Here is a 12,509-nt window from a genome sequence, read left to right on the forward strand (position 1 = left end):
AGGACTAAAATTACGAGTTTTTTGTATCCAATATTCCATTTTAGACCCTATGCATCAGACCATTTCTACCAAACTGGAGAGAATTCATACTTCTGGAAGGAATTAACCCGTGAAAAAAGTAGGAAATCCCTGCTAACTCGAACTATTTCCCGGTATCAAATCTCATATATGTTTAAGCAAATGCAAACAGACAACCGCTTAAGAGGCTCCCTGATGTAGTGTTTACGGGCAGAGTGAGATCATTTTACGTGAGGGGGATGAGCTGGACGGAATTTATTTTCAAGTGGAGGGGCGTTCTAATGTCTCTTCTAGTGTGGGAACGGGAAAATCCTTGTTATTACGGTTCTGCTCACCCTTGTCATTGTTCGGGGACATTGAATACGTGCAGGAGGTTGTGGTCCAATCACAAGTGGAAGCGGTACAACAAACCTCTCTCTTATTTATCCCGAAACAAAAGGTTGAGTCTGACCTAATGGATAACCATAGCTTTAAAGACTTATTGCTGAAACATCTTTCTTACAAGCTTCTAACCTGCACATCCCCATCCCGAACGAACTTACTAGGCGCTATCGAGGAACGACTTGCAAGTTATTTATTAACGATACAACTCCAACGTGAGTTTGGAAAAGAAATTCAGACGCCATATATCCCAGATATAGCCTCTTTGATTGGGACTACCCCCCGCCATTTAAACCGTGTCATTCAGCGGCTCACCGACATGGAGATCTTATATAAAGTTAAGCAAGAAATTGTTGTACTCGACTGGGAGCGTTTGGATGAAATGTCTAACGGAATAAGATTTGAATAACCTAAAAGCCCATCATTTAATTGAGGATAAAATGATCGATGTCATTATAACGGATATCGATCTTTTCTCCGTTTCTTTTGACAAGATTTATATACAGAGGGGCTGCATCAACACTTCCGCCACCAACTAATACATGGTAGTCATCATTGATTTCATATTTGCGGATGTACAAACCTGAACCGACGTCTTCAAAGGGATTCCCTTTAAAATCCTTCCACGAGAACGCCTCGCCTTGCTGAGCTAGATCCCGTACTTCTCCATGGACAATATCGCAGCTTTTTTATCATTACAGGCTGAAAGTATAATCGTCAAAGCAAACAATAACAGCATTATCAAGTTACGCTTACTTCTCATTCATAAACCTCTCAACTCTATATTTTGTTATTTATAGGAAAATATAAGGTAATAATATTATAGCTTAGACTAGATGTTAAAAAGGAGTAAAGCCCTATCTCCTCCAGGTCACAAAAAATAGGTCAAACATGGTGGTATTAAACCATAATCGACCTATTTTATGTAACGCTTTAGCGTTAATTTTTCAATCATTACTGTACTTAAAAACGAAATGACTAAATCTTTATTCGGGCAATACATAAGTTAAGTCTGTAATTGGTTGGATGATGGGTGTATTGGGTACTAGTTAGCCCTTATTGTTTTTTATTCAGTTAGCATTGTTAGGAATTCTTCAAAACTATTTGCAACATGATAGCTCACTGGGTCAAATTCACCAGAATTTGCATGATCCCACACACAAACTTTAGGATTATTTCTAGATTCACGAAAATCTAAGCATAGAAAATCACCAGCAAATAAAACAGCAACTGGTAATAATGCAACTCCTACCAAATCCTCATCATCAATTAGTCTCTCATCAAGCTGAGATTTAGTAGCATCAATATCAAATATTCCAAACTCATTTTCTGTTGGATTCTCAAGAATGCATAAAAATCTAGTAATTGCATAGCTATGATCATTACAAATAAACGAACGAATTTCTGGAGCACCTCCATTATTTATTTTAATAAATTCTTTATATTCTAATGGCAATTCTACTCTCCAAAAACCTTCTTCTTTCGATAACTGTTGATCAGACGGTAAAGGATAAACTATAGTCTCTTTTTTTATTTTCATAATAATTTCCTCCCTATTATTTATCTTGCAACATCTGCCCACATTCCAGTAGACCTTCCGCCATTGTGAGTTGTAATGTTATGAATTCCATAAGGAACCAATTGCATTTTCCCAGGGACTTCAGTGTGGTGCCATGTATACGATCCGTTCTCAACCAGTTTTCTTATGTCTTCTGGAAGATTATCATTTAACCGGTCAACTGTTCTGTATTTCCTTTTTTCCACAAATCTTTTGGGAGCTCATCACTATGTACTACCACGCCTTCACCCTCAAAATCAGCAAACCCATAACGCATACCATCTACTTTTCTCACTTCTATTTTAGGTATAAGATTTAATTCCTCGGCTTAACTTTTTATCAACTTTTTTTGCCCACCAGTTAAACTATCTCCTCCAGAAATACTTTTTTCCCAAGACCACCCTTTAGTGTTTATTACCTCAACATAATGCTTAGCATAGTCATTAACAACTTCATCAAAAGTTTTACTCCCCGATAAAAATTCATCAATGTTGTTTAGGTGAGGTGCTCTACCACCCTTACCCTTACCCGTCCCCTCAATCTTACCACCTTTCACATCCCCAAACCCATTCATCCGGGAGTTCAGCCAAGTGCTGGGAATTCTAATTAGTTATCTTACCTGTATATGTTGACTGGTCGCCACCAGATTTCTTTCCTGCACCGTCATCGTTGCAAGTCAGTTATGTTACGGACAAAGTGCTACTCTTTGCTTTTTATTTCTCAGTATTACTATCGTTATATGGCATTTTACAGTTTCTAGTAATGTCGAAAAAACCGCAAATAACAAAGGTAACAAAAAACAGGTCAATCATGGTGATATCTGACCATAATCAACCTGTTCTATGTAACGCCTTAGCGTTATTAAAGTTATACCTTTCAAGAATTACTGTGCGTACAAACGAAATGACCAAATCTTTATACGGGTATTACATGACATAAGTGTGTTACTGGTTCAATAAAGAGTTCATTCGGCACTGGGTAGCCCCCACATGATTATGTTCGTAGCAACCACCTATACAACACTACAATTAATCAGCTTTCAAACCTAAGATGTATTCTACTCTTGATTTAGTAGAATCGCTTGTTTCCCTGATTGTGTATTCACTTTTATTATTAATTAATTGTTTACAGATTTGAATGTCTTGTAACAGCTTATCAATGTCATATTTATCTATATGCTCTTCAAAGTTAGTGATTTTCAGATAACTCTCTAGTTTAGAATATATAAAATCAGCAATTTCTTTATATTTCAAACTCTCTATTGTAATAGAAACAAAATATAATGTTTTAGTAAACAAACTATCGTTTACTATTCTCCAATCCTCTTCCAAAGTTTTTGCTGAAACCTGCGCCACATTTAAACCTTCTTCTTCAATATATTCTTCAAAGTCTAAAACTATAGATGATTTTATTGATTCATAACTTGTCATGTTCATATCATCAGTCCTTATTTCATATTTTTAGAGTAGACATTTAACTCAATATTTGGGAACTTACGTCTAAATTCCATAATTAAATTGGAACAACTTTGACATGCATCTAGTTCTGTAAACAAATCTATTCGCCCTTTAACATTAGGGTCTTTTATTTGAGAAGCAATATCTTCAAGAATCTTTGCCTCCGTGTCATTAAATCTTGGAAATCCATCATCAACATAGGTTTCCAATGACTTATCAACTTTGGAAGAACTAAAATCTCCAACATTACTACCAACGCTATCAGAGGAATGAATCTGACTGTGTGCTTGAAATTCTTTTTTAATATCAGGAATGCTTACATCTGCCACTGCGACATTCCCACTACTTAACTTTCTTAGTTTTCTATCAAGTTTATCTCTCTGTGTTTTTGAGAGATTTTTGTATTCGTCGGAATTCCCTATTTTTTCTATTTCTCTGTTAATATCGCCTCTAACATTTTGAGTCTTCTCATATAAGCTATCTATTGTCCGATTAGGTAATTTATTTTTACCCGTCCCCTCAATCTTACCACCTTTCACATCCCCAAACCCATTCATCTCATTTAAATAATGCTCCTGTACAAATGTTTTGGGCAGTGGATTCGAATCCATGGGGATTTTTCCTACACTGAAAGGCACACCTTCTGGCGTGCTTAAAAATGGCTTGAATTTCGGGAGTTCAGCCAAGTGACCGGAATTCTGAATGACTTTATTAAGGTCTTTCACGCCTTCCATCGCTTTGGCGGCAAAATCTTGTACCCCATCGACCACTTTTCCTACCTTTGTACCCTTAGTCACAGATAGCCCCGGTACCAATACAGAAGCCACTGCACCCAGCATGGAAGCCTTTTCCTCCGGCGTTCCCTCATTAAAGTTATGATACATCTTCTTCGCTGCTTCTGCCAATACTTCTGGATGTTGCATGATATAAGATGCTGTATCTGCCATTTCCTGTGTCGTCTTCTCCGGGTCTACGACAAAATGGAATGTAAACGTCACCGTATCCACTACACCCATAACGGTTTCCTCGATAAGAGATCCCATAAATGCGCGCGTAACCGTATCCGCTTGTACCACTTTTTTCCGCCATTCGGTCATTCCGTAGGTTGATTCCAACCATGAATAATACGCCAGTATTGAATTGGTTTCGTTAGGTTTTAATACATGCGCCTTAAAATAGTTGAGTGTTATCTCATTATTATTGTTATATGCGGTAATCGGTGTCCCATCTGGAAGCTCCATCGGCGGAATATTCAGTCGTTCCCCTACGAGTTGGCGCTTAGCCCAGGCTCCCTGATCTCCTGGTTCCATCGCCATTCGGAGCATCAGCAGATACGATTCATTCTGAACTAATGGTACGCTGCTGGTAGTAATTGACGGATCATAATCACACGCCTTAACCGCTGGTTTCTTGAAATAACCGCTTAGATCCTTACCTGTTTGGTAATGGACTTCGTCTATGCCTAGATATTTCAGCTTTTGGCGTGCGTCTTCCGCCAGCTTATGCATTGCGTCCATTTGAGCCTTGTTTCCAAACGCTTGATATACTTTATATGCGGTCTGCGCTTTTGCAATTTGATCCCGTGCCTGGTAGATATCCTTCAGCTTACTTTGGGCTGTAATGGAGTCGATCGTTCCCAATCCTGAATTCTTAACCGTTGTTTGGAGTTTCTGCACCAAAGGATCGCTATTCAACTCATCCCGTCCCATTAAAGCAGCAACCGAGGTGATCAGTTTCGTGACTATCTTCTGGGCATACGTTGGGATTGGAAACTGTCCACTTGCACTGCCTCCCCCAAGTTTTCCGAACATCCCTCCAAGAGTACCAAATTGCTGAAAAAGTTGATTAGCCTGCCTCTTGTTCTCATCCTGTGCGCCTTGAACACCTTTTACTGCAAGACGAATAATATCTTCAAGCTTTTCAGCTTCTACCGTCAGTTCATTGATAAGCGTCTGAGCTCGTATCAAATCTGAACCCAGCGGAATACCACCCCAGTTATTGGTCTGACCTCTCAGCTGCAAGTACAGCCGGTTGGTATCTTGGCTTACCTGTCTGATTTTTGTCTGCAGGCGTTCGACTTCATCTTCTTTAAATACCATTTTGTCTAATGCCATTTATGACCTCCAGTTCTTACACTTAGACCATCCAATGCACTACTTTCTTCGACCCCTCAGGTCTTTATGTACTACTTCATCTTTAAAAACTTAAGTATTTGGAGCGCACACCTAACCTATAAATCGGCTTAACCTTCCATTATTTTACTCTAAATCCTTTCTTTTATTTTTTTGATTCTAATCACTGATGTAAGAATAAGTAGACAGCAAAAAAACAGGTTGATTACAGTGGTAGCTCCCTATAATCAACCTGTTTAACAGAACGCATAGGATTGATTCTTGTATCTGATGCTTTATATTATTCAATTAACATTGTTAGAAATTCTTCGAAGTACTTAAAATGAAAATAATAGAAGGGTTGGGGAAACACATGTGACTTTGGACAAAACAACAATTGCGGGAGTTTATAAAGGAAAGTAATTTTGTTTCTGCAAAAAATGAGCAGAATGCCTTAAAGGATCTATTTTACCGAAACGATTCAGGAGATGTTAGAAGCCGAAATGGATACTCATTTGGGCTATGGCAAGCATGAAGTCAGGGCGAAGCTCACACCAAACAGTCTGAATGGAAAGAGTCGGAAAACGGTAGTCAGGGAGTAGAGCAGGAAATCGTTATCCCTCGTGACTGTCTATGGTAGTTTGAGCCTCTTGCGTTAAAAAAACGTGATCGAAGAACAAATTAGTTACCTTACCTGTATATGTTGACTTGCTCTGAATGTTTATTTGGATGCTAATTTCAAAACTTGGATACCTGTCACTTTAATGCTGGGGTAATCTTAGCTATGTAAACTTAATATACACTACTGATTGAAAAAAAACTTGAAAGGCACGAATCCAATCAAGGTATTGTGCATCAGAAATCAAGTGCATTCTATAATTCTTTTATTTCTATCTCCTATACTTTTCAATAAATTGATTTATACCATCATTCACTAAACCTTTAATTAGCTCTGCATAGTTATTGTATCCGCCCTCTTATTCAATGATTATGTCTATCATATTTTTTTATTTGCCATCTATCATATTCGTTATACCTTTGAATTGTTCACCAGTTTTTTCATTCTCAAACTTTTCAGATAGTTTACTTATTTTTTTGTCACTCATATCTTTCCTCCAATATTCTCAAAATTCAATAAATGGAGTAGCTGCACTGATTGTAAAATCTTGTTGTTGGACTGGTAAATAGGACTTTCATTTCCACTATCTAAGATTCAATAGTTGTCCTCTCAACAAAGTTGTTATTCTCTTTAATAATCATTCTCGCCAGTCTTCTTCCAGCTCTTTTAAAAAAGAAATCATCAGGGTAACTGTCAGAGTCAATTGGAGAGAGTTGATTTATAAAACCATTTATTTTATCGTATTCAATTTTCCCCATTGTTTCTTCACTTGGTCCATAACTATATACAACTCTTTCTTCATCCTCGTAGTCTTTTAGCATTATCACAAAAACTGCCATTAAATCTCACTCCTCATAATTCTTATCCAAATCCCAGGTTCTCCCTGATTCTATTGTCTTATCATGAGCTGTTCTATAGTTAGTCTTAAATATACCTTCAAATTTTGATTCAAAAATTTCATGATGCAATAATTGTATATCAGAGTCTACATACTTACCATTCATTAATCTTTCCCAAGCCTGTGCTAGTTCATAGTCAGGATCAAACTTCCCAATACCATGATCTTTAATATGTGTGCTATTAAAAACATGATCTTTGATTCTTTGAACCCTGCTAAGAGGAAAGTCAGTATTTCTTGCGATAGCTTCTATATCTTTCGTCCCTAAATTTTTGAATTTCTCATACATCTCCTCAGCAATTGCTTCTTCTTTAAAGAACTGTTCTGGAGGTATATTTCTTGCTCCAGACTCAGCATATTTTAAATCATCAGCTTTTGGCGCCCCCTCAATATGGGGTTCCTTTATCTCCTTTACTTTAAATTCGAATTGTTCATTGGGTATATTTACCTAACTTATCTGCCTTTATTTCTGGCAGCTTCCCACTCACAAATCTCATCGCATTAGCAAGCACTTTGCTTCCAGCGGTTATCGCGACATCTCCCACACCAGCAATCACGGTATTGATACCAACCGCACCTATCCGTTCACCCAAGCTCTGTTTTTCGTCATCCCTATAATCATTGAATGCGTCAAAGACTTCGCCCACTGTTCCACTAATTGCTCCCGCTACCATCGATTTCAATAAGGTTGGTGTGAATTCCCCCCTGCACTGGGGTTTTCACAGCATTCAAATACCTCAAGGGAAGACCTATACTCACTAAGTCCCCCACAAATTGCCCAGCTTTTTTCCCATAGGGATCGTCCATAGGATCTACATAACCCTTCGGTTTCGGTCCTACAATCCAATCGGTGATCGTTCTTGCCATTCCAAATGACGCCGTATCGATGGCATGGGTCAGGATACTACTTCCACCCTCTAAAATATTGGCAATCGTCTGGTTTCCAACGCCACTGCTTAGTCGGCGGTTTTTATCCGCCGCTTCTTTCTCACTCTTCTCATAATAAGCCTTTATCTCTGCATATCTCCGATCCTGCTCCTCTATCGACAGTTCGAACCAGTATGTACCCTGCAATCGCTTGATGACCTCAGGATCTTTCCGATTTAAAATATCTGCTTCCGATACAGAATCATGCGGGTTATCGGGTCCTATTGTAGCTTGTGGCTTCAGCATTGCTAATTGTTGTTTCGCCCATTCTCCCTTTGTCCCCGTCTCCATCGACAATCGTAGCAGAAAAGCATATTTTTCATTCTCAATGAGTGGGACACTTTGATTGGTGATCGACGGATCATAATCACATGCCTTAACCGCCGGCTTCTTAAAATAAGTGCTTAGATCCTTGCCTGCTTGGCACTGAACTTCGTCTATACCCAAGGATTCCAGCTTCTTGCGTGCCTCTTCCGTCAGCTTATGCATTGCATCTTGCATCCATTTGCGCTTGGTTCCCGAATCTTTGATATACCTTATAGGGATGTTTACAAACCTTCTCATGACGCATATGAGGGCTTGCTTCTTGGTTTTGTTGCGGACAATTTGCAGATAAGTCCTGACAATATTAATGGTCGGGCTATGCATCCTAGAAGGTGCGATTTATTTCCTTACCTCTCCAAGATCTCTATCGGGGCGGCTTATTCTATATTTGCGTAGCATCTTCAAAAAACTGTGAGGAAGCGAACATAACAAAAAACAGGTCAATCATGGCAGTATCTGACCATAAGCAACCTGTTTGATGTACCTGAAAAGCATTATTTAGGTTATAAAATTAAAGCGTTGATGTGCGTACAAACGAAATGCTGAAGCTTTCATACAGGTATTACATAGGGTAGATGTGTTATTGGTTGAATGATGAGTTCATTCGGCACTGGGTAGCCCCATCACCTTTAGAATATTCATGATCCGAGCGGACTATATCAAACAAGCATTCTATAGCCTGCTTTTAGTTTGGTAACTCTTGAAAAATATAAGGAAATCGTAGTAAAGTGATTATTTTGTTTGACCATTTTCGAAATGAAAGTGTCAGTTGATTGTAAATGTTGACTGTCACTCCATGATATTCAACGGAAATTTTATCGACAAAAAGTTGTACGTTGTTCATGCGTCCCCCTCCGGCAAAACTTTTGACGGATTTACCTCTTGTATTATAGAGATGAGGGAGTCGGTGGCTAGCCTTTAACACATGACCTTCCCGTCAATAGATTTCCAACCTTACAATAACAGTAGTCGTCTTACCCAATTTATAAGTTGCGACAAAGTCCTTTCACCATATCTATCGTTGTGGTAATGTACATTGTTGCGACTCATTTTGAAAAAACGCAAGAAAGCGAAGATAACAAAAACAAGCCAATCATGGTGGTATCTGACCATAATCGACCTGTTCAATGTAACGGATTACCGCTATTTGGGTTATAAAAATAAAGCCTTTAATGTGCGTACAATCAAAATAACCAAATCTTTATACGGGTATTACATGGGTTAAGTCTGCTCAGGCTCAACCGCCCGACTTATTCGGCACTGGGTAGGGTCTATTCATCAACAACCTAAATAGGATAAAAGACCAATAGTAAGGGCGGTATTTCTCGTATTAACAATCCTTAATATAAATTTTCAAAAAAATCGTTAAAACTGTTTTTCAAAAAAAACATATTTTCCATTTCTACATCTGACTCCATGTCATGCATCCAAAAATATATTTTTCCAAAGTATTTCTCACTAACTCCAATACAAATCTCGTTTCCTCCTGGATCACTAGCAATCGAAATAAATCCCTCAGGTAGCTCACCATCTAAAACCTCAAACACCTTAGCCAAATTTCCCTTCATATCACCGATCCCGTAAAATTTATTTACGACACTTTCACCCTCTTCATCAGAAATCTTAAATGTAGATGTTTCAGGATAGCCTCCATTATATTTAAGCAAAAAATCAATATACTGTTCAGGAAGATTAAGAACATATTTACCTTCAAATTCACGAATTTCATTTATAGTTATTTTCTCATTTGCTCGATCCATATTCGCCATGGTTATTCTCCTTTTTTATTTTTTCCATTTACTGTAGACTGACCACCGATATGTCTAAACTCTCTATGAATATCTTCATCAACAAGAATCATTGTCTTTCCATCTTCATGATGATGCCACGAATAACCTTCAGGAGGTTTATTACTTGCTGGCACAGGCGGATCAGAATCCTTATTAAGCCCTGCTTCTAAATTAGCTTTTTTAAAGTCTTCTTGAGGGTTCCTAGGGACAGTAACTTCAATTGGTACTGGTTTAACAGTAGGGTGGTAATATGCTGAAAAGTCAGGATACCCATTAGGATAACTAACTGATATCCCTTCTTTATTAGTATAAGTCCAAGTCCCACTCTTATCTAACGAAATAGTACCGCCTTTATCATACCACTTTTTAGGAACAGGTGAGTTCATAGGCTTGGTATTCATTATTTCTTCTTTAAAATCTGACAGTTCTAACTTCCCTGTCTTTTTACCCGTCCCCTCAATCTTACCACCTTTCACATCCCCTAACCCATTCATCTCATTTATATAATGCTCCTGCACAAATGTTTTGGGCAGTGGATTCGAATCCATGGGGATCTTTCCTACACTGAAAGGCACACCTTCTGGCGTGCTTAAAAATGGCTTGAATTTCGGGAGTTCAGCCAAGTGACCGGAATTCTGAAGGACTTTATTAAGGTCTTTTACGCCTTCCATCGCTTTAGTGGCAAAATCTTGTACCCCATCGGCCACTTTTCCTACCTTTGTACCCTTAGTCACAGATAGCCCCGGTACCAATACAGAAGCAGCTGCACCCAGCATGGAAGCCTTTTCCTCCGGCGTTCCCTCATTAAAGTTATGATACATCTTCTTCGCTGCTTCTGCCAATACTTCTGGATGTTGCATGAGATAAGATGCTGTATCTGCCATTTCCTGTGTCGTCTTCTCCGGGTCTATGACAAAATGGAATGTAAACGTCACCGTATCCACAACACCCATAACGGTTTCCTCGATAAGAGATCCTACAAATGCCCGCGTAACCGCATCCGCTTGTACCACTTTTTTCCGCCATTCTGTCATTCCGTAGGTTGATTCCAACCACAAATAATATGCCGATAACGAATTGGTCTCGTTAGGTTTTAATACATGCGCATTAAAATAGTTGAGTGTTATCTCATTTTCATTGTTATATGCGGTAATCGGTGTCCCATCTGGAAGCTCCATCGGCGGAATATTCAGTCGTTCCCCTACGAGTTGGCGCTTAGCCCAGGCTCCCTGATCTCCTGGTTCCATCGCCATTCGGAGCATCAGCAGATACGATTCATTCTGAACTAATGGTACGCTGCTGGTAGTAATTGACGGATCATAATCACACGCCTTAACCGCTGGTTTCTTGAAATACCCACTTAGATCCTTACCTGCTTTGTAATGGACGTCGTCTATGCCTAGATATTTCAGATTTTGGCGTGCGTCTTCCGCCAGCTTATGCATTGCGTCCATTTGGGTCTCGTTTCCAAACGCTTGATATACTTTATAAGCAGTCTGCGCTTTTGCAATTTGATCCCGTGCCTGGTAGATATCCTTCAGCTTGCTATGGGCTGCAATAGAGTCGATCGTTCCCAGTCCGGAATTCTTAACCGTTGTTTGGAGTTTCTGCACCAAAGGATCGCTATTCAACTCATCCCGTCCCATTAAAGAAGCAATCGAGGTGATCAGTTTCGTGACCATCTTCTGGGCATACGTTGGGATCGGAAACTGCCCACTTGCACTGCCTCCCCCAAGTTTTCCGAACATCCCTCCAAGAGTACCAAATTGCTGAAAAAGTTGATTAGCCTGCCTCTTGTTCTCATCCTGTGCGCCTTGAACACCTTTTACTACAAGACGAATAATATCTTCAAGCTTTTCAGCTTCTACCGTCAGTTCATTGATAAGCGTCTGAGCTCGTATCAAATCTGAACCTAGCGGAATACCACCCCAGTTATTGGTCTGACCTCTCAGCTGCAAGTACAGCCGGTTGGTATCTTGGCTTACCTGTCTGATTTTTGTCTGCAGGCGTTCGACTTCATCTTCTTTAAATACCATTTTGTCCAATGCCATTTATGACCTCCAGTTCTTACACTTAGACCATCCAATGCACTACTTTCTTCGACCCCACAGGTCTTTATGTACTACTTCATCTTTAAAAACTTAAGTATTTGGAGCGCACACCTATATATCGGCTTAACTTCCCATTATTTTACTTTAAATCCTTTCTTTAAATTTTTTTAATTCTAATTACTGCTATAAGAATAAGTAGACAGCACAAAAACAGGTTGATTATAGTGGTATCTGACCATAATCAACCTGCTAGACGTAACGCTATTGCATTATTTAAGTTATAAAATTCAAGAGTTGATGAGCGTACAAACGAAATAATGAAATCTTTATATGGGTATTACATAGGTTAAGTGTGTTACTGGTTGAATGATAGGT

The 12,509-nt window shown here is 39.0% G+C and carries 14 protein-coding genes and 2 pseudogenes; 3 read left to right on the forward strand and 13 right to left on the reverse strand.

Features of this window, described 5'->3' with window-relative positions; translation table 11 throughout:
- Positions 1-235 precede the first annotated feature (235 nt).
- Positions 236-454: pseudogene (locus NSQ29_RS31560) on the forward strand (cyclic nucleotide-binding domain-containing protein); the annotation flags it as partial.
- An 18-nt stretch (positions 455-472) separates the two neighbouring features.
- The gene (locus NSQ29_RS31565; protein WP_445739196.1) at positions 473-808 is read left to right on the forward strand and encodes a Crp/Fnr family transcriptional regulator; all 336 of its coding nucleotides are present in this window, start codon (positions 473-475) and stop codon (positions 806-808) included.
- Positions 809-824: 16 nt separating this feature from the next.
- Here NSQ29_RS31565 and NSQ29_RS18365 read toward each other — a convergent pair whose 3' ends face one another.
- The 7 genes from NSQ29_RS18365 to NSQ29_RS18395 all read right to left on the reverse strand — a co-directional run bounded on the left by NSQ29_RS18365 (position 825) and on the right by NSQ29_RS18395 (position 5,528).
- The gene (locus NSQ29_RS18365) at positions 825-980 is read right to left on the reverse strand and encodes a hypothetical protein (RefSeq protein WP_341125786.1); all 156 of its coding nucleotides are present in this window, start codon (positions 978-980) and stop codon (positions 825-827) included.
- 485 nt (positions 981-1,465) lie between these two features.
- On the reverse strand, positions 1,466-1,939 hold the full coding sequence (locus NSQ29_RS18370) for an SMI1/KNR4 family protein (protein WP_341125787.1): 474 nt from the start codon (positions 1,937-1,939) through the stop codon (positions 1,466-1,468).
- A 20-nt stretch (positions 1,940-1,959) separates the two neighbouring features.
- On the reverse strand, positions 1,960-2,163 hold the full coding sequence (locus NSQ29_RS18375; protein WP_341125788.1) for an HNH endonuclease signature motif containing protein: 204 nt from the start codon (positions 2,161-2,163) through the stop codon (positions 1,960-1,962).
- Entirely contained in the window at positions 2,127-2,252 is a 126-nt protein-coding gene (locus NSQ29_RS18380) for a hypothetical protein (protein ID WP_341125789.1), read from the reverse strand. The genes NSQ29_RS18375 and NSQ29_RS18380 overlap by 37 nt, the downstream gene beginning before the upstream one ends.
- 33 nt (positions 2,253-2,285) lie before the next feature.
- Entirely contained in the window at positions 2,286-2,531 is a 246-nt protein-coding gene (locus NSQ29_RS18385; protein WP_341125790.1) for a hypothetical protein, read from the reverse strand.
- A gap of 454 nt (positions 2,532-2,985) precedes the next feature.
- A complete protein-coding gene (locus NSQ29_RS18390; RefSeq protein WP_143759611.1) occupies positions 2,986-3,387 on the reverse strand; it encodes a hypothetical protein in 402 nt (133 codons plus the stop codon).
- Positions 3,388-3,404: 17 nt separating this feature from the next.
- The gene (locus tag NSQ29_RS18395) at positions 3,405-5,528 is read right to left on the reverse strand and encodes a deaminase domain-containing protein (RefSeq protein WP_341125791.1); all 2,124 of its coding nucleotides are present in this window, start codon (positions 5,526-5,528) and stop codon (positions 3,405-3,407) included.
- A gap of 394 nt (positions 5,529-5,922) precedes the next feature.
- Here NSQ29_RS18395 and NSQ29_RS31570 point away from each other — a divergent pair.
- Positions 5,923-6,162, forward strand: a pseudogene (locus tag NSQ29_RS31570) (transposase); the annotation flags it as partial.
- A 569-nt stretch (positions 6,163-6,731) separates the two neighbouring features.
- Here NSQ29_RS31570 and NSQ29_RS18400 read toward each other — a convergent pair.
- The 6 genes from NSQ29_RS18400 to NSQ29_RS18425 all read right to left on the reverse strand — a co-directional run bounded on the left by NSQ29_RS18400 (position 6,732) and on the right by NSQ29_RS18425 (position 12,134).
- Positions 6,732-6,983 carry a hypothetical protein gene (locus NSQ29_RS18400; RefSeq protein ID WP_280788623.1) on the reverse strand — a complete coding sequence of 84 codons (252 nt, stop codon included), beginning with the start codon at positions 6,981-6,983 and terminating at the stop codon, positions 6,732-6,734.
- A gap of 6 nt (positions 6,984-6,989) precedes the next feature.
- Positions 6,990-7,331 carry a hypothetical protein gene (locus tag NSQ29_RS18405; RefSeq protein WP_341125792.1) on the reverse strand — a complete coding sequence of 114 codons (342 nt, stop codon included), beginning with the start codon at positions 7,329-7,331 and terminating at the stop codon, positions 6,990-6,992.
- Between the two features lie 142 nt (positions 7,332-7,473).
- Positions 7,474-7,725, reverse strand: coding sequence for a hypothetical protein (locus NSQ29_RS18410; protein ID WP_341125793.1), 252 nt, complete (start codon positions 7,723-7,725; stop codon positions 7,474-7,476).
- Positions 7,697-8,533: a hypothetical protein gene (locus NSQ29_RS18415; RefSeq protein ID WP_341125794.1), complete on the reverse strand. Its 837-nt coding sequence runs from the start codon at positions 8,531-8,533 to the stop codon at positions 7,697-7,699. The genes NSQ29_RS18410 and NSQ29_RS18415 overlap by 29 nt, the downstream gene beginning before the upstream one ends.
- 1,100 nt (positions 8,534-9,633) lie before the next feature.
- Positions 9,634-10,062 carry an SMI1/KNR4 family protein gene (locus NSQ29_RS18420; protein WP_076287069.1) on the reverse strand — a complete coding sequence of 143 codons (429 nt, stop codon included), beginning with the start codon at positions 10,060-10,062 and terminating at the stop codon, positions 9,634-9,636.
- Positions 10,063-10,064: 2 nt separating this feature from the next.
- Positions 10,065-12,134: an HNH endonuclease gene (locus NSQ29_RS18425; RefSeq protein ID WP_341125795.1), complete on the reverse strand. Its 2,070-nt coding sequence runs from the start codon at positions 12,132-12,134 to the stop codon at positions 10,065-10,067.
- Positions 12,135-12,509: the final 375 nt, after the last annotated feature.

Origin of the sequence: Paenibacillus sp. FSL F4-0236, assembly GCF_038000135.1 — a bacterium.
GTDB lineage: Bacteria > Bacillota > Bacilli > Paenibacillales > Paenibacillaceae > Paenibacillus_AQ.